Annotated in this window: 22 protein-coding genes; 14 read left to right on the top strand and 8 right to left on the bottom strand. The window is 64.6% G+C overall.

Annotated features, from left to right (window positions below):
* The first annotated feature begins 96 nt into the window (after window positions 1-96).
* The 5 genes from ACLLJI_RS16050 to ACLLJI_RS16030 all read left to right on the top strand — a co-directional run bounded on the left by ACLLJI_RS16050 (window position 97) and on the right by ACLLJI_RS16030 (window position 5,639).
* The gene (locus tag ACLLJI_RS16050) at window positions 97-474 is read left to right on the top strand and encodes a VOC family protein (RefSeq protein ID WP_434614273.1); all 378 of its coding nucleotides are present in this window, start codon (window positions 97-99) and stop codon (window positions 472-474) included.
* Window positions 475-742: 268 nt separating this feature from the next.
* Window positions 743-961 carry a DUF1778 domain-containing protein gene (locus tag ACLLJI_RS16045; RefSeq protein ID WP_434621614.1) on the top strand — a complete coding sequence of 73 codons (219 nt, stop codon included), beginning with the start codon at window positions 743-745 and terminating at the stop codon, window positions 959-961.
* An 80-nt stretch (window positions 962-1,041) separates the two neighbouring features.
* Window positions 1,042-1,404, top strand: a complete 363-nt coding sequence (locus ACLLJI_RS16040; RefSeq protein WP_434614270.1) for a hypothetical protein — start codon at window positions 1,042-1,044, stop codon at window positions 1,402-1,404.
* Between the two features lie 181 nt (window positions 1,405-1,585).
* Window positions 1,586-4,786, top strand: a complete 3,201-nt coding sequence (locus ACLLJI_RS16035; protein ID WP_434621611.1) for a DEAD/DEAH box helicase — start codon at window positions 1,586-1,588, stop codon at window positions 4,784-4,786.
* Entirely contained in the window at window positions 4,779-5,639 is an 861-nt protein-coding gene (locus ACLLJI_RS16030; RefSeq protein ID WP_434614267.1) for an SWIM zinc finger family protein, read from the top strand. Before ACLLJI_RS16035 ends, ACLLJI_RS16030 begins: the two co-directional genes overlap by 8 nt.
* Before the next feature lie 273 nt (window positions 5,640-5,912).
* Here ACLLJI_RS16030 and ACLLJI_RS16025 read toward each other — a convergent pair whose 3' ends face one another.
* Genes ACLLJI_RS16025 through ACLLJI_RS16015 form a run of 3 tightly spaced genes read right to left on the bottom strand, consistent with a single transcriptional unit; the run spans window position 5,913 to window position 9,499 of the window.
* Window positions 5,913-7,466, bottom strand: coding sequence for an amino acid ABC transporter permease/ATP-binding protein (locus ACLLJI_RS16025; protein ID WP_434614264.1), 1,554 nt, complete (start codon window positions 7,464-7,466; stop codon window positions 5,913-5,915).
* A 2-nt stretch (window positions 7,467-7,468) separates the two neighbouring features.
* On the bottom strand, window positions 7,469-8,326 hold the full coding sequence (locus ACLLJI_RS16020; protein ID WP_434614262.1) for an ABC transporter substrate-binding protein: 858 nt from the start codon (window positions 8,324-8,326) through the stop codon (window positions 7,469-7,471).
* Window positions 8,327-8,353: 27 nt separating this feature from the next.
* The gene (locus ACLLJI_RS16015) at window positions 8,354-9,499 is read right to left on the bottom strand and encodes a M20 family metallopeptidase (protein WP_434614259.1); all 1,146 of its coding nucleotides are present in this window, start codon (window positions 9,497-9,499) and stop codon (window positions 8,354-8,356) included.
* A 106-nt stretch (window positions 9,500-9,605) separates the two neighbouring features.
* On the opposite strand from ACLLJI_RS16015, the gene ACLLJI_RS16010 reads away from it, so the two are divergent.
* The 7 genes from ACLLJI_RS16010 to ACLLJI_RS15980 all read left to right on the top strand — a co-directional run bounded on the left by ACLLJI_RS16010 (window position 9,606) and on the right by ACLLJI_RS15980 (window position 16,500).
* Window positions 9,606-10,523: a LysR family transcriptional regulator gene (locus ACLLJI_RS16010; protein WP_434614256.1), complete on the top strand. Its 918-nt coding sequence runs from the start codon at window positions 9,606-9,608 to the stop codon at window positions 10,521-10,523.
* Between the two features lie 163 nt (window positions 10,524-10,686).
* On the top strand, window positions 10,687-11,292 hold the full coding sequence (locus ACLLJI_RS16005) for a flavin reductase family protein (protein ID WP_434614253.1): 606 nt from the start codon (window positions 10,687-10,689) through the stop codon (window positions 11,290-11,292).
* Entirely contained in the window at window positions 11,289-12,752 is a 1,464-nt protein-coding gene (locus tag ACLLJI_RS16000; RefSeq protein WP_434614250.1) for a 4-hydroxyphenylacetate 3-hydroxylase family protein, read from the top strand. Before ACLLJI_RS16005 ends, ACLLJI_RS16000 begins: the two co-directional genes overlap by 4 nt.
* The gene (locus ACLLJI_RS15995) at window positions 12,752-13,180 is read left to right on the top strand and encodes a RidA family protein (protein ID WP_434614247.1); all 429 of its coding nucleotides are present in this window, start codon (window positions 12,752-12,754) and stop codon (window positions 13,178-13,180) included. Before ACLLJI_RS16000 ends, ACLLJI_RS15995 begins: the two co-directional genes overlap by 1 nt.
* 11 nt (window positions 13,181-13,191) lie before the next feature.
* Window positions 13,192-13,866 carry a DUF1028 domain-containing protein gene (locus tag ACLLJI_RS15990; RefSeq protein WP_434614244.1) on the top strand — a complete coding sequence of 225 codons (675 nt, stop codon included), beginning with the start codon at window positions 13,192-13,194 and terminating at the stop codon, window positions 13,864-13,866.
* A gap of 5 nt (window positions 13,867-13,871) precedes the next feature.
* Complete coding sequence (locus ACLLJI_RS15985; protein ID WP_434621608.1) at window positions 13,872-15,086, top strand: M20 family metallopeptidase; 1,215 nt, start codon at window positions 13,872-13,874, stop codon at window positions 15,084-15,086.
* Entirely contained in the window at window positions 15,076-16,500 is a 1,425-nt protein-coding gene (locus ACLLJI_RS15980) for an aspartate ammonia-lyase (RefSeq protein WP_434614241.1), read from the top strand. The genes ACLLJI_RS15985 and ACLLJI_RS15980 overlap by 11 nt, the downstream gene beginning before the upstream one ends.
* Window positions 16,501-16,777: 277 nt before the next feature.
* Here the strand turns inward: ACLLJI_RS15980 and ACLLJI_RS15975 are convergent, their stop codons facing one another.
* Window positions 16,778-17,140 carry a hypothetical protein gene (locus ACLLJI_RS15975; RefSeq protein WP_434614238.1) on the bottom strand — a complete coding sequence of 121 codons (363 nt, stop codon included), beginning with the start codon at window positions 17,138-17,140 and terminating at the stop codon, window positions 16,778-16,780.
* A gap of 306 nt (window positions 17,141-17,446) precedes the next feature.
* Between ACLLJI_RS15975 and ACLLJI_RS15970 the strand changes: the two genes are divergently transcribed.
* Entirely contained in the window at window positions 17,447-17,638 is a 192-nt protein-coding gene (locus ACLLJI_RS15970; protein ID WP_434614235.1) for an FAD-dependent oxidoreductase, read from the top strand.
* Window positions 17,635-18,366, top strand: coding sequence for an FAD-dependent oxidoreductase (locus ACLLJI_RS15965; protein ID WP_434614232.1), 732 nt, complete (start codon window positions 17,635-17,637; stop codon window positions 18,364-18,366). The genes ACLLJI_RS15970 and ACLLJI_RS15965 overlap by 4 nt, the downstream gene beginning before the upstream one ends.
* An 84-nt stretch (window positions 18,367-18,450) precedes the next feature.
* Here the strand turns inward: ACLLJI_RS15965 and ACLLJI_RS15960 are convergent, their stop codons facing one another.
* The 4 genes from ACLLJI_RS15960 to ACLLJI_RS15945 are packed head-to-tail and all read right to left on the bottom strand — an operon-like array spanning window position 18,451 to window position 23,097.
* Window positions 18,451-19,053 carry a M20/M25/M40 family metallo-hydrolase gene (locus ACLLJI_RS15960; protein WP_434614229.1) on the bottom strand — a complete coding sequence of 201 codons (603 nt, stop codon included), beginning with the start codon at window positions 19,051-19,053 and terminating at the stop codon, window positions 18,451-18,453.
* Entirely contained in the window at window positions 19,014-19,751 is a 738-nt protein-coding gene (locus ACLLJI_RS15955; RefSeq protein ID WP_434614226.1) for a M20/M25/M40 family metallo-hydrolase, read from the bottom strand. Before ACLLJI_RS15955 ends, ACLLJI_RS15960 begins: the two co-directional genes overlap by 40 nt.
* Window positions 19,748-21,430 (bottom strand): amidohydrolase, encoded by a 1,683-nt coding sequence (locus ACLLJI_RS15950; protein ID WP_434614223.1) that lies wholly within the window; start codon window positions 21,428-21,430, stop codon window positions 19,748-19,750. Before ACLLJI_RS15950 ends, ACLLJI_RS15955 begins: the two co-directional genes overlap by 4 nt.
* Window positions 21,427-23,097, bottom strand: coding sequence for a thiamine pyrophosphate-dependent enzyme (locus ACLLJI_RS15945; RefSeq protein WP_434614220.1), 1,671 nt, complete (start codon window positions 23,095-23,097; stop codon window positions 21,427-21,429). The genes ACLLJI_RS15950 and ACLLJI_RS15945 overlap by 4 nt, the downstream gene beginning before the upstream one ends.

Genomic DNA, 23,097 nt, shown 5'->3' with positions numbered 1-23,097 from the left:
AAATGGACCAACGACAGGGCAGCCTGGAGTCCGAGGCTAAAGACCCAGGTCCGCTGCCCCTACCGGTTTCCCGCGACCTCCGCTAGCGTGTGGCGCATGGACTGGAAACTTGAACTTGTGTTTGTCCCCGTGTCCGACGTGGACCGCGCCAAGGATTTCTACGTGAACAACGTCGGCTTCAACGCCGACTTCGACGAACGGCCCAGCGACTCGATCCGCTTCGTTCAGCTGACCCCGCCCGGCTCGGCCTGCTCCATCTGCATCGGCGAGGGCCTCACCGAGGCCGCTCCCGGCACCGCACCCAGCCTGCAAATGGTGGTGGGCGACATCCAGGCCGCGCACGCGCAGCTCAAGAACAACGGCGTGGACGTCAGCGAGGTCGACGTCCAGGACTGGGGCCACTTCGTTTATTTCGCCGATCCCGACGGCAACAAGTGGGCGGTGCAGTACATCCCGAACCGGCCCAATGGCTAGTGGCGGGCGGAGCACTCCGGCCGGATGAGTATATTGACAAGGTCATGGCACGCCTAGTGAGGCACCGGGACTTGAACCTCGTTGCGTTCCCGGGCCCACGGCTTGTTCGACGGGAAGCGCGCCTACGTCTTCTTTGGTGTCCGTGTGAGCGAGTCCGACTTGCAGGTCGACCACAGCTTCATCAGGACCTTCGCCCGGCCCGAAGAATTCTACTGGCTCGCACGCTTGTGCGTGACTCTGAATGTGAGCCTCCGAGCCTGAGCAGGCGATCGTCCTCATCGCTGAAGCAGCGAGCCTGCTCCATGTTACGAAGTCAGCATTTGTAGCCGACGCCGCTCGCCAGGCGGCTCAAAAGGTGATCGCACGCTCTGACGTTACCCTCATGGCGCCCGAGGTCTCCGATGTAATGATGGCGTCGCTGGACATGCCCGATGAGTCCACCGAGCTCGCCGCACTGTCCAAGCTTCCGAGACTGATCGGTCGATGACCACATCGACCCATCGAGTAGCGAAGCTGGCCCCGGGTTTGACTGGGGGCCTTCGACTGTGGCTACCCTGAACACAACCAGTGGCTTACCGAGTATGCCGCGCAGGCCGTCGAGTATGGATCGAGCTCCAACGGAAAATTCTACGCAATGCGCCCGCTTGGTTGTTGGCCAGGCTGGCCTTCGATAAGTCCTTGCGCGGCGACAAAGTGAACCAATGGGGCGGGCAGATCTTACGCGCGGCACTCGAAACCATCATGGCTGCCGCTGAACGGGCCGGAGGTCAGATCGTCGTGGTCGACGCCGACAATGCGGACTTAGTCGCCTGGTACACCCATCACGGGTTTGTTCCCACCGGCGGCGACGACCTGCGGCTCTACATGAAGATCGCGACGGTCAAAAAGTACCTTGACCGACCGAAGAATAACGAAGAATCGGGCCTATAGAGGACGAATCTCAAGTAGAGGACGAATCCCAAGCGACCTCCTTGCCCACGGCGACCGTATACGCCACCAGGCCCCGGCGGATGCGGGAACGTTTGGAAGCCCCTGCTGCCGGGAGGGGTAGAAACTGGGTAGTAGTAGGCTTGAGTGTCGCAACCCATCGAGAAAGGCAACGCGCTTGCTGGTGCTCCACTCGTTCTGGTCGCTCAACCGTGGCCCCGGGCTGTGGGCCGAAGACTCCGAAAAGACGGTAAAAAGCGCAAACCAGGGGCTGAAGGCCGCCCGACCCCATCCCTTCGCCGCATCGGCCGACGTCGTCGCGGCAATGCAGACCGGCGAGCTGGGCAGTACAACGTTGTTGCTGCCCTCGCTACGACGCTCGCCGCTGGACTCTCCCGAGCTCGTGCGGATCACGCCGCGGCCGCCAAGCTCAACCGGTCCGTCCCTGTTGCCGTGGACGGTGCCGGTCGTGTGGGTCAATCCGGCGGTGTTCAGTGCCTTTGGCGGTGAGCATAATGCCAGCGGGTTGGCTTCCGCGCTCTTTCCCGACCGGTTCCCGGGCGACGGACCGGAGTTACTGGGCGACGTACGTATCGCACCTTCCGCGCGGTTCCTCGGTGAAGTGGGTCGGTTTGCCGACGAACTCGCGGAACGGGGCCGAGTGCTCCCGGGGATCGCCTGGACTTTCGCCGGGTCCGACGACGACGACCACGACGCTGACGAAGGCGACGCTGCCGTCGCCGAGGCGCGGTGGCGCGCGGTGCTGCGGGGGCCGGACGCGCTCGCCTTCGGCGATCTCATTGCCGGTATGCCCGCCGCGTTCCGGGCAGAACCGGGCTCCGAGGATGCCGGTGAACTTATCACGTCGTCCCTCGACGTTCTCACCGATGCCGCGGTTCGCGGCCGGCTGCCGCGCAACCTGCCGATGCTGCCTCCGCGCCGGGGGCGGAAACCTCTGCAACCGCGCGCTGCCGAGGCATGGCTGGAGGCGCTTCACACCGCAGACGCCCGCGTCCGGGTGCCGGAACCGGCGCTTGCCGAGCTGGAACGGGGGCTCGCGCCGTGGTCTGAGTATGTGCGGGAGGCCACTGCTCCGGCCCGTGCAACCTTCCGGCTCAGTGAGGCTGTCAGCGAGGCTCTCAGCACTGAGCAGCCCGGGGGAGGCCCACTCCTTTCGCTGGCTGTAAGCGGTGACGCATCCGCCGTGGATGCACGGCTGGAGGTGCCCGCATGGCGGCTGGAGTTCCTGCTCCAGTCATCCTCAGACCCCAGCCTGATGGTGGCGGCTGAACAGGTATGGCGCGACGGCGGGGCCCTGGCCCGTTGGCTTGGCCATCCGCAGGAGGTGCTGCTCGCTGAGCTGGGCAAGGCGGTACGCGTCTACCCCGCACTGGAGCCTGGGCTGCGGCAGTCGCGCCCCAGTGGGCTCAACCTTGACTCGGAAGGCGCGTTTGCCTTCCTGCGCGATGCTGCCCCCGCCCTGGACGAGGCCGGTTTCTCGGTGCTGCTGCCCTCATGGTGGGACAAACGCGCGAAGCTGGGCCTGAAGCTCTCGGCGTCCACACCGATGGGCGATGATACCGGCAAAGCTCCCGCCTTCGGCCGGGAGCAACTGTGCGACTTCCAATGGAGCCTCGCCGTGGGCGATCACACCCTCACAGATGAGGAGATCGCCGCGTTGGCCGAGGCGAAGGCCCCGCTGGTTCGGCTGCGGGGCCAGTGGGTGACGGTCAACCCCGAACAACTGCGACGCGGCATTGATTTCCTGCAGCGCGAGGAAACGGGACGCGGCACGGTGGCGGATGTTCTCCGCCTTGCCGCCACTCATCCCGATGATCTCGAGCTGCCGCTGGAGGTTGCCGGCATCACCGCCGACGGCTGGCTGGGAGCCCTGCTGGACGGCTCGGCGGACGCCAAAATTCAGCCGGTCGCCCCGCCGGAGAGCTTCCGCGCCACACTGCGCCCATATCAGGAACGTGGTCTGGCGTGGCTGAACTTCCTCGCCGAGCTCGCGGTCGGTGCCTGCCTCGCCGACGACATGGGACTTGGCAAGACCGTTCAGCTGCTGGCACTGGAGGCGGTGCACAGGGAAGAGTATCCCGACGCCGGTCCTACCTTGCTGGTGTGTCCGATGTCCCTGATCGGCAACTGGGAGGCCGAGGCCGCAAAATTCGCGCCCGGGTTGCGGATGTGGGTGCATCACGGTCCGGACCGGTTGCGCGGTGAGGACTTCGGCGAAGGCCTGAATGGCATCGACATGTTGGTCACCACCTACACAACGCTGACGCGCGATCTGGAGCTGTTCGAGGCCGTCACCTGGAACCGTATTGTGCTCGATGAGGCGCAGGCGGTGAAGAACAGGCTCTCCCGCTCGGCAAAGGCCGTCAAGCGTCTTGCCGCCGCCCATCGGATCGCCCTCACGGGCACCCCGGTGGAGAACCGGCTCGGCGAGATGTGGTCGATCATGGACTTCCTGAACCCTGGCATGTTGGGTTCGGCGGAGCTGTTCCGCACCCGTTATTCGATCCCGATCGAACGCCACCGCGACGAGGCGGCCGCCGAGAGGGTGCGGGCGATCACCCGGCCGTACCTCCTGCGCCGCGTTAAGACCGATCCGACAATCATCGACGATCTGCCGGAAAAAATCGAGATCAAGCAGTTCTACACGCTGACGAGCGAGCAGGCGTCACTGTACCAGTCCGTCGTCGACGACATGATGGAGAAAATCGAGGAGTCCGACGGAATCGAGCGCCGCGGAAATGTGCTGGCCGCGATGGCGAAGCTCAAGCAGATCTGCAACCATCCGGCCCAGTTGCTGCACGACCGCTCCGCCGTGGGGCAACGCAGCGGCAAGGTGCTCCGGCTCGAGGAGATCCTGGAGGAGATCCTTGCCGAGGGCGACAAGGTGCTGTGCTTCACTCAGTACACCGAGTTCGCCGAGATGCTGCTGCCGCACCTCGCAGCCCGCTTCGACACGGACGTCGCCTATCTGCACGGCGGCACCTCCCGTCAGAACCGGACCGAGATGGTGCGCCGGTTCCAGTCTGCCGACGGGCCGCCGATCTTCCTGCTCTCACTGAAAGCCGGCGGTACGGGACTGAACCTGACCGCCGCCAACCACGTCATTCACCTTGATCGCTGGTGGAACCCGGCGGTGGAGAATCAGGCCACCGACAGGGCCTTTAGGATCGGGCAGAAGCGGCGTGTGCAGGTGCGCAAGTTCATCTGCAGGGGCACGCTGGAGGAGCGGATCGATAACATGATTGAGGAGAAGGCAGCGTTGGCGGACCTGGTGGTGGGCGACGGCGAGGGCTGGCTCACCGAGTTGTCTACCGCGAGCCTGCGTGATCTGTTCGCCCTGTCGAAGGAGGCCGTCGGTGACTAGCCGGTACGATTCGCCGTTCTTTCCGCCGTCCACCCCGCGTAGTGTCGAGGGCGGTGTCAAGGCCCGAAGTGTGCGCGGTGCCATCGGCACGAGCTGGTGGTCAGCGCGGTTCATCGAGGTGCTGGAGAGTCTTGGTGTGGGTGGGCGCCTGCAACGTGGCCGCAACTACGCCCGGCGCGGGCAGGTGATCTCGCTGGACATCGATGCCGGCACGGTCGCCGCAAGCGTCCAGGGCTCACGGGCAAAGCCCTACCGCGTGCGCATCGGCCTCGCCGCGTTTGGGAAGGCGGAGTGGGCTGCGGTGGAGGAGGCGCTCGCCGCCAACGCCTGGTATGTGGCGACCCTGCTGGCGGGGGAGATGCCCGCCGACATCGAAGACGTATTCACCGCCGTCGGTCTGTGGCTCTTCCCCCGCAACGCAGCAGAGCTGAGCCTGGACTGCTCCTGCCCCGACTGGGAAGTGCCGTGCAAGCACCTGGCGGCGGTGTTCTACCTGCTGGCCGAGCAGTTCGACGACGACCCGTTCCGGATCCTTGCCTGGCGCGGACGCGAACGCGAGGATCTGCTGGGACGGATGCACGCGGCAGACGACGCTGGCGGGAACGAGGGACGCGCAGGCTCCCCTCTCACCGAAGTACTGGACACCTTCTTCGTCCCGCCTGTGCCGGTCCCTGTGCGGCGGAGTTCCGTGAGCGGGGCGCTGCTGGTGGACCAGCTGCCGCCAATGGATGTCACAGTCCGCTCGCGTCCACTTGCCGAAGTGTTACGACCGGTGTATGCCGCGCTCCGGGCCTCCGCTGGGTCCGCCGAAAGTGCGCCCCTTGCAGCAACTGATGAGGAGGGCCTTAGGTAGCGACGGCGGTTGCGGTTGCTCGTCCCCGGCAGTCGCTACGGCGTGCGGCTACGGCTGAATTGGCGACACGTCCGCGGTGTTCACAAGTATTTCCAGCATCATGTCCCAGACGCACCTGCGCCGCACAGGGGCAGACTATACAGATGGTTGCCAATGGGACGACCACTCAGGCTATGACGCAGCACATCGCCGCGATATACGCCGAGGTTGAACTGCAGTAGCGGCTTCCGGTAGATGCCGAAAGCCGCTACTGCAGATTGTGCCGGACAGGGGTTACCCGAGGACGGGAGTTCCGGACGTCAGTGGGACGTCGGAGACGGTTTGCACGAACCGCTTGATGCGCGGGTCTGCGTTGGGGCCGAACACGGATTCCGGCGGCCCCTGCTGGCCCACGGCGCCATCTTCCATGAACACGACCCAGTCCGCTACGTCGCGGGCTAGCTTCATTTCGTGCGTCACTATGACCATGGTGACGCCCTCCTGGGCTAGGTCGGCGATGACGGCGAGGACCTCCTGGACCAGTTCCGGGTCCAGTGCCGAGGTGGGTTCATCGAAGAGCATCACGGACGGTTTCATGGCCAGCGCCCGGGCGATGGCAACGCGCTGCTGCTGGCCACCGGAGAGCTGGTGGGGATACTTCTTGGCATGCGCGGCCATACCTACCTTGCCGAGCAGCTCCATTCCGAAGGACTCTCCCTCGGCGCTGGAGAACTGCCGCAGCTGGATGGGGGCCAAGGTGACGTTTTCAAGCACCGTCTTGTGCGGGAAGAGGTTAAACCGTTGGAATACCATGCCAACATTGCGCCGCTGGAGCGAAACTTCCTTGTCGGACAGGGCCACTATCCGACCCTGCGTGCCGTGTCGGTTGCCCAACAGTTGACCATTGACCTCAATTACGCCGCCATCGGCCGGCTCCAGATGGTTGAGCGTGCGCACCAGGGTTGTTTTCCCGGAGCCGGATGGTCCGATCACGACCACTACCTCGCCGGCGTGGACATCAACGTCGACGCCCTTAAGGACTTGGTTACCGTGGAATGACTTTCTCACGCCCTGCGCGTGGACAAGTTTGTCGCCGTTGTGGGGGCGACGTTCGCGTCCGCGTGCCACGCGGACATCCGCAGCGTTATCGGGCTCGGTCTGCAGTGAGGGCCGGCGCCGGTTGACGTCGAGCTTGCGCTCCAGGAGTGCACGGAGCTGGTCAAATACTGTGACCAGAAGGACGTAGAAGACCGCAACGGCCAGCAGGGTTTCCAGCACAAGGAAGTTCTGCGTGTACAGGCGCTGACCTACCAGCAGGATCTCCTGCAGCGAGATGACGCTGGCAAGGGATGTCAGCTTGAGGATGGAGACAAATTCGTTGCCCAGCGCCGGCAGTGCGATCCGGAAGGCCTGTGGGACGACGATGTGGCGCTGGACGTGCCCGTACGGCAGACCCAGTGCCCGGGCCGCCTCGCGCTGATCGATGGATACGGAGAGCAGTCCACCGCGGTGGATCTCCGCCATGTAGGCCGCCTCACTGAGCACAAGGGCTATGAGCGCAGCATTGAACGAGGAGCCCAGGATCACCTGGGTGGCAGGGAAGACCTGCGGAACGTTGTAGGCGAAAACGAGCAATACCAGAAGCGGCAGGGACCGGAAGAGCCAGACATAGACGCCGGCAATGCTGGAGAGCAGCTTCGACCGCGATTCTTTCATCAGTGCCAGGAAGATGCCTGCTACGTTCGCAATTACCCAAGCGAGAACACTCAGGGCAACGACGACGCCGGCTGCCTTCCAGAGTTCGGGATCGCCAAAGAGGGAGAAGGTATAGGCCCAGTCGAATGTCATGACTAACCCTGTTTCAGAGATTCGGTAAGCACAGCGGGATCAACGGCCTGTACGTTGTACTTGGTCAGGAGTTTGGCGTATTCGCCGGAGGTTTTCAAATTCTCCACGCTCTTCGTCAGGGCCTGCTGCAGGGCGGCGTTGCCCTTCTTCACTGCCAGGCCAACCGCGATGGGGTAGATCAGTGAGTCCGAGCTGATCTTGAGCCGGCCATTGGTTTTCTCTACGACGGTTTTCGCAACGGCTGCATCGGTCATCTGCGCGTCCACCTGCGCGGATAGCAGGGCCTGGGTGGCTTCCGGGTCGGTGGGGAATTCCTGGACTGTGATGGGCTGCTTGCCGGCGGCCTTGCACTTGTCACTTTCGGTAGTGGGCATGAGCTTGGCGATGACGGTGGCTGTGATGACAGAGACTTTCTTGCCGCACAGATCTTGGGCGTTGGTCAGCGGTGTGGCGTCCTTGGGAACCAGGATTGCGTTACCGGTTTGGAAGTAGGGGACGAAGTCGACCTCTTTGCTGCGCGCCTCAGAGACATACAGCGTAGACGCGATTACGTCATAGCGGTCTGCCTTGATGCCTGCGACGATTTGTGCGAACCGGGTGTCTGAGAACTGCGGTTTGAGACCAAGGTCAGCGGAGACGGCGTTCATGAAGTCGACGTCGAAGCCCGCTGGCTTGCCATCGGTCAGCATGTCGTACGGGGGGTAGGTAAGGTCGCTTCCGATACTGAGGATGCCTGAGGTCTTGGTGTTCACGGTGGGCGACTTCTCGGCGGCGGGGCTGGCGCCTCCGCAGGCGGAGAGGGCGAGTGTAGCGGCCACTGCGGCACCCGTAAAGACGGCGATTCGGTTGTAGCTTTTCATGGGAGTAAATTTCCTTTCGGGGAGTGGCTATTTGCACCAGAGGGTGACGGCGTGGGCGTAGACATCGATAATTTGCCGGTATTTGTCTAGTTCGACCCATTCGTCGGGCCAGCTGTAGGGCGGTGTGCCAGGGCCGACGTTGACTGCGGGGATGCCGAACTGCTTCAGTGGCACCATGTCCGTCCAGAACTGGATGCCCTGGTACACGGGGTCGGAGCCTGTGGCGGCGACGGCGGCCGCTACGGTGGTGGAAATGGGGGAGGAACGGTCGATCTCGTAGGGGAGCCTGGGTCCGCTGAGCCAGTGGTCGCTGAATTCCACGGTGGCTTCTATCCGGGGATCGGTGGCTTTCAGATTGCTGATCATCTGTTCCACTTGGACCTTGACATCATAGGGGTCCTGTGACGGCAGCAGCCGGATGTCGCAGGTCATTTCGCAACGGTCCGGAACCTGGTTGTGTTTGGTGCCGCCGCGGATGGTGCCGATGTTCAGGTTCGGGCCGCCAGGCAGATCAGGGTGCGGGGTGTAGGGCATCGCACCCTCCAGGTCCCGCATAGCGACGAGAATCGGTTCCATGGTTTCAATGGCGTTCAGCCCCATCTCTTTGGCGGAGGTGTGCGCCTGCTTTCCGAACGTGGTGATCTTCAGGTATGCGGCGCCCCGGTGCACGGTGCCGATGGTGTTGTCCGTGGGCTCGCCACAGATGGCGGCGTCGGCGGTGAAGCCGGCCTCCAGCAGGGAGCGGGTTCCCACGCCGCCCTCAAAATGACACGAGACCCCTTGGAATATGACGTCCCCTCGGGGTCGTTCGCCGGAGGTGGCGATGCGTCGCATCACAGCGAGGGCCGCCGTCGTCGCCGCTTTCATGTCGGCAATACCGGCCCCGTACACGCGACCGTTCTCCACAACAGGCGTGAAGGGATCACGGGTCCAGTCCGGGGACGTTTCATAGATGTCCAGGTGCCCGTTCAGGATCAGGGACTTTCCGCCTCCTGTACCGCGGATCCGGCCGCCAACACTGGGACGGCCAGGCAGGGACTCGACAAGTTCGACATCATCGACGCCCCAGGCACGCATCTGCGCCGCCATGAAGTCCGCCAGTTGCTGTTCGCGCCCCCAAGTCGAATCGATGGAGAGAGTATCGAACAAAAGTTGAAGATCGGGATCGGTCATGATCTGCTCCTTGATCAGGCGACGGCGTTGGTACTGAGAACGACTATGCAATGGATCACACGGCATGTAAAACAGATGTATTAGAAGAAGGGGTTCGGTTAAATCGATGTCTAATTTCAGTTTGCGGCAACTTGAATACCTTATTGCGGCTGCGGAGACCGGCAGCGTAACGGCCGCCGCAGCACGGCTCTATCTTTCCCAGTCGGCCGTTTCCACGGCGCTGTCCGATCTTGAAGAGGCACTGGACGTGCAGGTTTTCATCCGGCATCCGCGCGGGCTGACGCTGACCAATGTGGGGCAGCAGGTCCTGACTGATGCCCGCAGGCTGGTGGCCGGTATGGAGGATCTGCGCAATTCCGCCCGGGAGTCCAGTGAATCCCTTTCGGGAAAACTGGCAGTGGGCTGCTACAGCACACTGGCACCGATCCTGCTGCCGCGCGTCATCGCGGATTTCACAAAAAACCATCCGGACGTGGACCTGAACTTCGTCGAGGGATCGCACACCCGATTGGAGGAACAGTTGCGGGACGGTTCGCTGGACTTGGCCATCCTGTACGAATACGACTTCGGCCAGCGCCACATTGCGAAAGATCTGGCGCTCAATGTGGTGGTCTCCACGCCGCCCTACGTCATCCTGCCCGAGCGCCACGAACTGGCCAGCCGGGAGAACCTCGCCCTGGCGGATCTTGCGCCGCAGCCGCTGATCCTCTTTGACCTTCCGCCGGGCGGGGACTACTTCCTGTCATTCTTCGGCGCAGAGAATCTGACTCCTAACGTCAGGTTCCGCACCACCAGCTTTGAAATGGTCCGAGCACTCGTCGCCCGCGGCCTGGGCTACTCGATCCTGAGCCAGCGGACCAACATCAACATGAGCTACGAGGGTCTGGCATTCGTCACCAGACCACTGACCGGTACATTTCCCGGCCTGAATGCAGGCGCCGTTCACCTGAACGGAGTCCGGCTGACGCGGCGTGCGGTCGCGTTCATCGACCAATGCCGGACCTCGTTGGGAACTCGGGCCTAGCAGGATCCGGCCGGATTTTCCACGTCGATCGCCCGGGCAGGCTCTCCGCTGTCGGGGTTTCTATAAAACCGATGGCAATGATCAGAAACTTATGTTGGACACATACCGTTTCTACTCCGAATACTGATTGCAGATGAATCTGCAACCGGACAAGGAGAAAACGATGACTGTTTCAGCCGACAGCACCTCCACTGCCGCACCAACGCCCACGCGGCCCTACGATCCATTCATTGCTGCGATGGGCGCCGTGGCCACCGGTGTTACCGTGGTGGCCACCGAGGGCGAAACGGGTCGTTTTGCCCAGACGGTGAGCGCCATGTGCTCCGTCTCCGCTGACCCCCGCCTGGTGCTGGTCTGCATCAACAGCCGCAGCCCGATCAACGAGGCCATCCACGCCAACGGCGCCTTCACCGTCAATGTGCTGGGCAGCCAGCATGACCACGTTGCTGACACCTTTGCCGGACGCCCCTGGCCCGGCAAGGATCCCTGGGACTTCAGCTGCGGCCAGTGGGAGCCGGCCCCGTCCGGATCGCCGCGCATCGCCGACGCCGTGGCCAGCTTTGACTGCAGCATCCACCAAATGGTTGAGGCCGGCACGCACAGGATCTACATAGGCCTTGTCACCAACGTTGAAACGCACGGCGGGGACCCGCTGATCTACAGCGCCCAAACCTATGCCAAACCCCTCCCCGTCCCGCCGTCCGTCTTCGACGATTACCCCGGCTCGGGCCCCACCTACCGCAAGAACACCAAGGAGAACGCCACATGATCCGCACCGGAGATGAATACCGCGAATCCATCCGCGACGGCCGCAAGGTCTGGATTAACGGGGAAAAGGTGGACGACGTCACCACGCACACCATGTTCAAGCCGATCGTGGACGTCCGGGCCCGCATCTACGATCTTGCCCACGAGGAGGAGACGCAGAAGGTCATGACGTACGCCGATGAGACCACCGGCGAACTGAACGCCATTGCCAACCGGCTGCCCAAGACCCGGCAGGACTGGAACGACAAGCGGGCCGCCGTGGACCTGGTCCAGCGCGAGGCCGGCGGAGTGGTCACCCGCGTTGGCGATGAGACGATCGGCGAGATGTGGTCCCTCTACGACGGCCAGGACGTCCTCAACGAAGTGGATCCGCGGTTCTCGGAGAACATCCGCCGCCACATTGCGCAGTCGATCACGGCAGACCCGTTCCACGTTTCCGCGAACACGGACCCCAAGGGCGACCGGTCCAAGGCCCCGCAGGACCAGGACCCGGACATGCTCCTGCACGTGGTCCGCGAAACCGACAACGGCATTGTGGTCCGCGGAGCAAAGTATGAGACGGCAGCCGCCTATTCCAATCAGGCCTTCACCAAGCCGACGATCGCGAACTGGGGCAACAGCGAGCTCTCCGACTACGCTGTCGGTTTCGTCATGGACATGGGTAGTCCAGGGCTCAAGTTCATCTCCCGCAACGGCTTTGCAGGCAGGGCGCCGTCGGAAGACTACCCGCTGGCCAACCGCGTGGACGAGGTGGAATCCCTGGTGGTGTTCGACGACGTCGAAATCCCTTGGGAGGACGTGCTGTTCTACCGGCATACCAAGGCCGCCGCCTTCATCCGCTCCACCCTGCATCGCTACAGCGCCTTCCCCTTCGTCCAGCGCACCCTGCACCTGGCCGACCTGATGATTGGATCCGCGCTGTGGAACGTGAAGCAGACTGGGCTGGAAAAGCAGCAGGCAGTCCAGGAGAAGCTGGCGCAACTGGCCTGCTACCGAGAGGGTATCAACGCCCATCTCACAGCGGCCATCGCCAATGCCGAGACCAGCCCCGGCGGCCTGCTCATGCCCAACCAGTCGCTGCTTTACGCGGGCCGGGTCACAGCACTGTCCCAGCTGCCCGCCATGATGCACCTGGCCCGCGAACTGTGCGGCGGGCAGATCTGCATCACCCCGGATTCGGCCACCTTCGCCGATCCGGAGACCGCACCGTGGCTGGAGAAGTTCTACTCCGTGAATGAGAACTGGGTCTCCGAGGACCGTCGCCGGCTGCTGGCCTTCGCCCGCGACCTGCTCAACAGCGATTACGCCGGGCACCGCCTCACGTTCCAGCTTTTTGCACAGTCCCCGCCCTTCGCCCAGCTGGGTGCCGTCTACCGCAACTTTGACTTCGACGGGCCGCTGGGCCTGGTGAAAGCCTCTGCGGGCCTCTCGGACAAGATCCTGGGCGGGGTGCAGGTCTGATGCAGCACACCCGCATCAGAACCTTCAACTCGAAGGACACATATCCTGAGCAGAATCTGGACAACGACCTGTGCCAGGCAGTGGTCGCCAACGGAGTCGTCTACCTTCGCGGGCAGATCGGCCAGGACCTGGACACCCGGGAATCCCTTGGCATCGGTGACGTGGAGGCGCAGGCCGAGAAGGCGATGGCTAACATCAAGATGCTGCTCGAGGAGGCCGGAGGCAGCCTTGAGGACATTGTGAAGGTGACCGTCTACCTGATCGACCCGCGCTACCGCGAACCCGTCTACCGGACCATGGGCAAGTGGCTCAAAGGCGTCTTCCCAGTCTCAACGGGCCTGGTGGTCAGCGCCCTGGGCCGCCCCGAATGGCTGGTGGAAATCGATGCCACCGCCGTCCTCAGCAACTCTGCCTCGTTAGCCAACTAAAAGGAGTTCCCATGACGTTTTCCCTAGTAGCCCGCGATCCGCAGACCGGCGCGTTCGGCATGGTGGTCACCTCGTCCTCACCGGCCGTCGCCGCCCGCTGCGTCCATTTGCGCCAGGGCGTGGGCGGTACTGCCTCGCAGAACATCACCGACCCGGGGCTTGGCACTGCGCTGCTGGACCTGCTGGAAGCCGGTGCGCCGGCGGCCGAGGCGATGGCCAAGCTGGTGGCCGGGACTGAGGACATCAACTACCGCCAGCTGAGCGTGGTTGACGCACACGGCCGCACGGCCGCCTTCAGTGGCTCCGGGACACTGGGCACGCACCGGACTGTGGAAGGTGCAGGTGCCGTGGCCGCCGGAAATCTGCTTTCCAGCCCGGAGGTGGTGGATGCCATCATGGCCGCGTACAGTTCCGCTGACGGGGCCTTCGAGGATCGGCTGCTCGCAGGTCTTCGCGCCGGCCGCGATGCTGGGGGTGAAGAGGGACCGCAGCATTCGGCGGGACTCGTCGTGGTGGACCACGCTGCATGGCCGGTCACGGACCTGCGGGCGGACTGGGACGACGACGATCCGATCACCCGGTTGTCCGAACTCTGGACACTGTGGGAACCGCAAAAGATCGACTACCTGACCCGCGCCGTCCACCCGGAAACCGCTCCCGCCTATGGTGTTCCGGGGGACCTGTGAACAGGATGAAGGACATCGCCAGCGCCCGCATCGACTCCCTGGAAGACCGGCTGGTGGCGCTCTCGCATCGCATTCATGCCCATCCGGAGATTGCCTGGCAGGAGACCAACGCCTCCGCCTGGGTGGCTGCCGAACTCGCCGGTGTCGGGTTCAACGTGGAGACGAATCTGTGCGGACTGCCGACGGCGTTTGCCGCCACCGTGGGCAGCGGCAGCCTGCATTTGGGCATCTGTGCCGAATACGACGCCCTGCCGGGGCTCGGTCACGCCTGCGGACACAACATCATTGCAGCGGCAGCCGTGGGGACAGCCGCCGCGCTGGCCCCGGTGGTGGACGCCCTTGACATCACACTGACGGTATTTGGGACACCGGCCGAGGAAGGCGGAGGCGGAAAGATTGAACTGCTCGACGGCGGCGCATTCCACGGCGTGCACGCCGCCATGATGGTCCACCCCGGTCCGCTCGACGTGTCCCGGGCCGAACCGTACGCCGTCTCGCACAGCAAGATCCGGTACCGGGGTAAGGCCAGCCACGCCGGCGCCTACCCCGAACGCGGGATCAACGCGGCTGACGCCTTCACCGTGGCACAGGTGGCTATCGGGCTGTTGCGTCAGCAGCTGGAATCCGGGGTCCGCGTCCACGGCGTCGTCACCAGCGGCGGAGAAGCTCCCAACGCCATCCCGGAGGTCACCGAAGGCCGCTGGTACGTGCGTGCCGGTTCGCTGGCTGACCTGGCCGTGCTCGAGGCGAAGGTACGCCGCTGTTTCGAGGCCGGGGCCCTGTCCACGGGCTGCGAGCTGGAGATTGAGGCCGAAAGCAAGCCCTACGCCGAATTCGCCACGAATGAGGCGATCCTGGATCTCTACGTGGCCAACGCCATCGCGCTGGGCCGCACGTTTACCAGTTCCGGCCCGGACATGCGGATGAACCGCGCCTCCACGGACATGGGCAACGTTTCCCAGATGCTGCCGGCCATCCATCCATACATCGGCATAGAGTCGCTGCCAGCGGTGAACCACCAGAGGGAATTCGCCGCCGCCTGTATCACCGCCGCAGCCGATCGGGCGGTGCTGGATGCGGCCAAGGCCATGGCGCACACCTGCATCGACCTTGCTGCCGACTCGAGGCTGCGCGCCCGGTTGATCAGCCGCGGCGCCGCACGGTTGTCACCGAACGGCCCCGGAATCCCGCTGGAAATGGAGAGCGTCGATGTCAGCTGAGTTCCGCCGCGAACACGATCTGCTCGGTTGGCTGGACGTCCCCCACGGCGCCTATTACGGCGTTCACACGTTGCGCGCCAGCCTGAACTTTCCCATTTCCGGAGTGTCTATCGGACTGTATAGGCATCTCGTGGTGGCATTGGCTTCCGTCAAGGAAGCCGCCGCCACCACCAACCGAGAACTGGGGCTGCTGGACGGCCCGCGCGCTGAGGCCATCATGGCCGCGTGCCGTGAAATCCGGTCCGGCAAGCTGCACGAGCAATTCATCGTCGACGTCGTTCAGGGCGGTGCCGGAACCTCCACCAATATGAACGCCAATGAGGTCATCGCCAACAGGGCGCTGGAACTGATGGGCGCCGAGCGCGGGCAGTACGATCTGCTTCATCCGCTGGACCACGTGAACCTGGGCCAAAGCACCAATGATGTATACCCGACCGCCCTGCGGGTGGGACTATATCGCTCCGCCGAGGATTTACTGAACGCCATGGCTGGGCTGCGCCGATCCTTCGCTGCCAAGGCCGAGGAATTCGCCGGCTACCTGAAGATGGGACGCACCCAACTCCAGGACGCCGTGCCGATGACCCTGGGACAGGAATTCAAGACCTTTGCCGTGATGATGGCCGAAGACGAGCAGCGGCTGCGCGAAGCGATGGAACTGATCTCCGAGGTCAACCTCGGCGGCACAGCCATCGGTACCGGGCTCAACTCGCACGTCGACTACGCCCGGCTGGCCTGTCAGCACCTGGCAGCCATCAGCGGCGTGGAGGTCATCCCGGCCGGGGACCTGATCGAAGCGACGCAGGACGTTGGCGGACTGGTCCAGCTGCACAGCGTGCTTAAACGCATTGCCGTAAAGCTGTCCAAGGTTGCCAACGATTTGCGCCTCCTCTCCTCCGGCCCGCGCGCCGGATTCGGCGAGATCCAGCTGCCGCCCGTCCAAGCCGGATCGTCCATCATGCCGGGCAAAGTGAACCCGGTGATCCCCGAGGTGGTCAACCAGGTGGCCTACTCCGTCGTAGGCAATGACATCACCATCACGATGGCCGCAGAATCCGGCCAGCTACAGCTCAACGCGTTCGAGCCGATCATGGCCCGCGCCCTGTTTTCCTCCCTGCGCGAACTGCGCTCCGCCTGCACCGTGCTCGCCGAGCGCTGCGTGGACGGCATTACAGCGGACCCGGTGGCGCTGCTGACCAGCGTGGAACAATCCATAGGCCTGGTCACCGCACTCGTCCCCTATCTGGGCTACCGCTTCGCAACCGAAGTGGCACAAGAGGCCATGGCCACCGGCGCCAGCGTAGTGGACGTGGTTCGCGGACAGGGGCTGATGAGCGAGTCGGCTCTTGACAGAGTGCTCGGGACGCCGCATCTGCTAACGGCCCCAGGGCTGCAGGCGTACCAAAATATGCGCTGAAACGTGGGAAGGGCGGATCACGAACATCCATTGGCAAATCCCCTCCCTGCAGCGGCATGGTTGGGTGGAGCGAATAATCGACCGGAATGGCGGGATGGCCCGCTGACTCAGGCCCTCAGCGGCTGGCCTGGCACAACTCGCCTTTGATGGAGTACTCAATACCGACGGCATCTCGCGTTGAGTCGGAACTGGAGCGATGAGGACTTGGGTCTCATCTTCCAAGCGTTCCCGGGGCAAGCGCAGGCACTTGTCCGCCCAGTGGGGAAATTTCCGGGTTTCACGGTAGTTCATGGCCCGCGACGATGAGTGCGGACATGAAGTTGACGGGACCGATGTCCTCCGGAGAGTTGCCATTGGCGCACACGGTGGAGTCGGCCCGGCAAGCGAAGCGCTGTTCTTTCCCGGGCGGACGACGGCGGCGGGTCGGGTTGCGACGGGCAAGGTCGGCTTTGAGTGCGGTGCCTGTCCGCCACCGAGTTAGGCCGAGAGAACTGGTGAGGCAACCTGCGTCGAGCATGGTGCTGATCATCAGCAGTGTGACGGAGCGGACCGGCTTTGCAGCGGCACTGTTTCCATAGGTTGCCGCCGACAGTGCGGCTAGAGTCCGGCTGATCGGCACGACAAGGAACGTGAGCAGCACGTTGAGGAATCATCGCTGCTGCAGGGGAACGTGGCGGTGGACGCGGTTGCGCAGGTCGGTCATCTGCTGGCTGTGGCCGCTATCCTGACCGTGGGCGATCAGAGTTCGTGGATGACGACGCCGGTGTTGTCGGAACGTTTTATAGGACGCTCGGCGATTTCATCGTTCCTGGCGAGCGTTTCCGCGAAGTTCCGCGGTCGCCTATGGGCAGGTTGCCATGGCCGCAAACGCCATCAGCACCCGGATGGCGGAGGAATTCTGTGCAGCCATTGAACACGCAGAGGCAGATGCGGACTGTCATGTGAGTTGATGGACGAGGCGGCGTCGACATATAAACTCAAGGAAGGCACGGGGTACCTGGCGCGGTGCATGCAAGCGGATTCCTCGGCGGAATTCCGGCTGGGAGCGCGAGTAGCCCGGCTGGTTCAGAACGACGACTGCGCGCCGGTCCACATGTCCGACGGCACCGTGCCGAGGGTAGCGCCAGCCGAGGGATGAAGACGTGGATCAAGGTGGCCGGGCGGGTGCAGCCGTTCAGTGCCTACGGCGGCCGCGGGATGCCGCTGACTTTCGCCCGAACCGAATACTTCGACGAGGACTCCACCACGCTCGTGGCGTTTGGTCCGGATGCTTCGCTGCTGGATCCGAACGACCGCGCGGGCGTGTCCTCGGCGCTGGCCCTGTGGCGCGGAGACCTCGAAGTATTGGAGGTGGCCGGGCATAATTGGACCAACGATGAGCTGTCGCCCGCGACATGGCCGATGCAGCAGTCCGGCCAGCTGACCCGCTACCTGGCCGCACTGCAGGAGTCGTTCGGCTGCGTACGCCCGGCCAGCTCAGACTATGCCAACGACCGGGACAGTTTTATTGACGGTGCAATCGAGTCCGGCCTAACCGCGGCGCGGCAGGTACACCTGTCGCTCGCGGGCGGCCTACTTGCGCTCGACCTCGAGGAACACGATCTCGGTCCCGCCGTGGTTCGCAATATTGTGTTCCAGACCAGGGGCCCTTGTGTAGGCTGCACCCGCAGTCAGCTTGAAGGGGTAGGAGTCGTCCCGCGTATTGAGTATCAGCTCTCCGGTGGTCATCGGCACCACGACATAATCAAGGGAGTGGACATGCCAGCCCGTTTCCGTGTTGCGCGCGAACCGCCACTCGGTCACGCGAAACTGGTCGTTGTCCAGCTGAACCGTGGACTGCGCCCGGCTCAGCGCGGAATCAGATGAAAACACGTGGCACTCTCCTGTTTACAGTACTTGGCTGTCTTTGTGGCCCAGTAGCCGCGGTTGGCCGGGAAATCCGACGCGGTCCTATCCTTGCACGAGCTCGCCGTTCACCATCCGGCCCGCGACTTCGGTGAGCATGGCCAGGCCCGCGAGCATGTCTGCGTCGCTGGTCAGTTCGCGTTCGTTGTGGGAGATGCCCTCGACGCTGGGCACGAAGAGCATGATGGTGGGCACCATGTCCTTGAGGTTGGTGGAATCATGTCCAGCCAGGGTACGGACTATGCCGTATCCCAGACCGAGCTTATCGGCGCTGGCGGCGGCCAGTTTCATGCCCGCCTGATCGTAGGTTTTCGCGTCCCATACGTGCTCTGCGCCGCGTTCGATCCGGACGTCGGCAAACGCCTCGATCTCGGCCGCCCGCCGGTGCAGCTCGGCGTCGGCCGCCGCCAGGACGTCCGGATCGGTGCTGCGCACGTCCACCAGAAGGTCCACCCGGCTGGCCACCACCACGGGGGAGTTGGGGAAGACGGTGAACTCCCCGCAGGAGGTGATGACCATATGCTCGTCGGTGCTGAACCGGTTGGCGATCTCCCTGGCCGCGACCACCAGCGCGGAAGCCCCCAGTAGGGCGTCCTTGCGGTCCTTGATCACGGTGGCACCGGTGTGCCCCTGCTCCCCGTGGACCACGAACTCGTACTTGTTCGCCCCCAGGTCGATTCAACCAGGCCGATACTCAAGCCGGCGTCTTCGAGCGAACGCCCCTGCTCGATGTGGATTTCCACGTACGCGGCGACGTCGAGCCGGAAGTCGCCGCGGGTGCCGATGGCGTTCAGTGCCTCCCGGACCGTCACCCCGTGCGGGTCGCTGGTCGCCAGGGCTTGTTCGGCCGGGATCTTTCCGGTGAAGACGGAGCTGCCCATCATGGAGGGTTTGAAGCGGCACCCCTCCTCGTTGAACCAGTTGACTACGGCGATGTTGAACATCGGCTCACCGTCGCCGGCCGCAGCCTGCTCCATGAGGTCGATGGCGGCATGCGCGCCGGCGAGCACCCCATAGGCGCCGTCGAACCGGCCGCCCAACGGCTGTGAATCAAGGTGTGATCCGATCGCCACGTACGGGGCACCGGGGGCGAGCTCAAGGAGCGCGAACTGATTGCCCACTTCGTCGTAGCGGATCACGAACCCGTGCCCCTCCATGAGCCCGCGGAACCAGAAGCGGGTCTGCCCGTCCGCGGCGGTGCCAGCCTGCCGGTCAACCCCGCCGCCGGCGGTGGCCCCGATTGTGCTCATCGACCGGAAATCGGCCAGGAACGCGTTGTCCCGGAACGTACTGTCCCGGGATTTATGGTCCCGGGACCCATTGTCACGGCTTGGGGATGTTGTCATTTGTTGTCTCCGTTCGGAAGAAGAGCTGGGGTTTTCGCATGCTGCTCATAGCTGAAGGTGCCGCCGAGAAGGGTGGCGACGACGTCGAGCGCACCGATGTCCGGTGCGGTCAGCGGGGAACCGGAGAGCACCACGAAGTCGGCGAGCTTGCCCGCCCGCAGGGTGCCGCGGTCGCCGTCGGTCCCGGTGGCCATGGCCGCCCATTCCGTATAGGTGCGCAGCGCCTCCTCCGGGGTGAGGCCCTCGCCGGCACCGCCCAGGATCAGGCCGTTCTCGGTGGTCCGGTCCACCCAGGACTGCATGCCCCGCCGCACGTTGTTGTCCGCCACCGGCAGGTCGGAGCTGCCGGCGACCAACACTCCGGCATCGACGAGGGAGCGGCCGCGGTAGAGCCAGCCTTCCCGCTCCGGCCCCACGAGTTCGGCAAACTGGTCGCCGAGCGGCCCGATGAACGCGGCCTGCGGAGTGACGGCGATACCGGCCGCGGCGGCCCGTTCCACCTGGTCCGGGCGGGCGATGCCGAAATGCTCGATCCGGTTGGGCAGACAATTGCGGCCGTACTGGTCCTGGCAGTGCCCGATGATGTCCAGGGCCAGGTCGATGGCGGCGTCCCCGATGGCGTGCAGGGCGATCGGCCAACCGGCGCGGTAGGCTTCGCTGACCTTGTCCCGGTACGCCTGTGGACCCTCAAGCAGATAACCGGTGTTGTGCGGGTGACCGCAATAGTCCTCGGTCACGGCGGCCGTGGCACCGAGCAGGGATCCGTCCATGAAGACCTTCACCGGGCCCAGCGAGACCCATTCGTTGCCGAACCCGGCAATCGCCCCCAGATCCAGGCCCCGCCCGGTTCCTTTCCCGTGCATGTCCGCCGCGTTGGCGGATATCGGATGGAGCGCGTCAAGGGCCGGCATCAGCTGTGCGCGGGCCCGCAACCGCCCGGCGCGGTGGGCGCTGAGATAAGCCTGGACCTCGATAGGACTGTGGCCGATCCAGCCGCCGCCGATCCCGGCCTCTGTGAAACTGGTGATGCCCTCGGCCGCGTACCGGGTCGTGGCATCGTCCAGGGCCTTGACGATCTGCGGGATCGAGTAGGGCAGCAGCAGGTTCTGGATGAGGGCCTGCGCGGATTCCTCGACGACGCCGGTGGGGGAGCCGTTGGCGGTCCGCAGCACCGCCCCGCCCTCGGGGTCTTCAAATCCGGGCGCAAAAACCCCGGCCAGGCCCAGGGTGGCCGTATTGGTGATGGAGGAGTGACCGGAGACGTGGCGCAGATACAGCGGCCGGTCCCCGGTGATGGCATCGAGCCGGTCAATATCGGGGAACGCTCCGCCGTGGTGTTTGTGGTTGAAGCCCGTGCCCTTGACCCATGCGCCGGGATCATCGGCGAGGCGTTCCACCTCGGCCTCGAGGAGGGCATAAAGTTCTTCCATTCCGCGTGCCGGTTCCAGATCGACCGCGCTCAGTCCCAGGCCCCACCATGTCGTATGGCAGTGTGCGTCGATGAACCCTGGTACCACGGTGGCTCCTTCCAGCTGCTCGACCCGGGTTGCGGTGCACCCGTCCAATTCCTCGTCGAAGCCGACGATGCGACCGTTGAGCACGCCCACGCTGGACGCCGTCGGACGTTCCGGCTCGAGCGTGATGATGTTGGCACCGCGGAGAATCAGGTCCAGTTTCATCGGGCTGCCTCGGCGCCCCACTGGGCGGCGTACCCGTTATCCGCCGACGGGGCCAGGATGTCCGGGTCGGTGCGCAGATGCAGCAGCGCGGGCAGCCCGCTGGCCAGTGCCCGCTCCAGCGCCTCCTCGAAGTCCCCGGTGTGCTCGACATATTCGCCGTATCCGCCGAAGGAGCGCATCCAGGCGGCGAAGTCCGGGTTGGTCATCTGCGTGCCGGAGGGGCGCCCCGGGGAATGCGCTCGCTGGTGTTGGACGATCGTGCCGTAAATCCCGTTGTCGATCACCAGCACCAGAGGGGCGCCGCCGTGGGCGAACGGAACCGCCAGCTCCTGGGCGTTCATGAAGAAATCACCATCCCCACACACCGCCACCACCTGGCGCTCCGGATAGACCAGGGAAGCGGCGACGGCGGCGGGCACGGCCACGCCCATCGCACCGTTCCGCGGACCCACCAGGGAACGGGCGCCGTGGTGGCTCAGATAGCGGTGACCCCAGATCGTCGCGTTGCCTGCCCCGTAGGTCAGCACCCGGTCCGCGGGCAGCCGTCGCTCCAGCACCTCGAAGGCCATACCGAGATCCACGCCGGCGAGATCCACGCCGGTGCCGCCGTCCGGGCGGGGGGTCGCGAAACGTTCCTGGTCCGCGGCGAGCTCATCCATCCAGCCGGTCCCTCGTGTTCCCCGTGCGGCATCGGCTGCGGGCAGGGATGCGACGAACGTTGATGCCGGGGTGAGCAGGTGCTGGTCGATCCGGCCCGCGTGCATGGTGGCCTCCGGATCGGGCAGCACCAGCACCGTTTGCGCCCCGACGCCGCGGGTAAAACCGTCGCTCATCACATCGGAGCGGCCGGAGCCCACAAAAACCAGCAGATCGGCCTCATCGAGCCGGCGGGCCAAGGTGTCGGCCCTGCCGTACCCCAGCCAGCCTGCCCATGCGGGACCGTCGTGAGGGACGACGTCGTACGCCCGCCAGTCCGCGGCAACCGGCACGCGGGCGGCCGCCGCCCAATCCATCAGTGCCCGGCCGGACTGCTCGTTCCAGTCCTCGCCACCCACCACGATCAGTGGCCGGGCCGCCGCCGACATCCGGGCCGCCACCTCGCCCATTTCAGCGACCGACGGCGTCGCGCTCCCCACCTCGCGCGGCGGAACCGGGGTTGCCGCCGTCGTGCGTATCAGCACGTCCTCGGGCAGGCCGACGACGACGGGACCGGGCCGGCCCGACGTTGCCAGATGCATCGCTTCGGCGACCATCTCTGCGGTCCGGTCTTCGTCGTCGAGGACGAAGACGCGCTTGGCGGTGGTCGAGAACCAGCCGGTCAGGCTGAATTCCTGGAAGGAATCCCGGTCCCGGTCCGCGGTCGGGATCAGGCCCACGAACAGGATCAGAGGCGTCGCATCCTGCCACGCCGTGTGCACGGCAATCATCGTATTGGCCGCGCCGGGACCGCGGGTGACCATGGCGACGCCGGGCATGCCGGTGAGCCGGGCCTCCGCCAGGGCCATGAACCCGGCGCCGCCTTCCTGGCGGGCGACCACGGTGTGGATGGGGGAATCATGCAGTCCGTCCAACACATCCAGGAAGCTTTCCCCGGGAACACTGTAGACGCGGGGCACGCCATGGGCTTCGAGCTGGCGGACCAGAAGATGGCCGGCTGATTGTGGCAT

This window comes from Arthrobacter sp. A5 (assembly GCF_051131705.1).
Lineage (GTDB): Bacteria > Actinomycetota > Actinomycetes > Actinomycetales > Micrococcaceae > Arthrobacter_M.
This window is presented reverse-complemented; position numbering and strand designations above follow the sequence as displayed.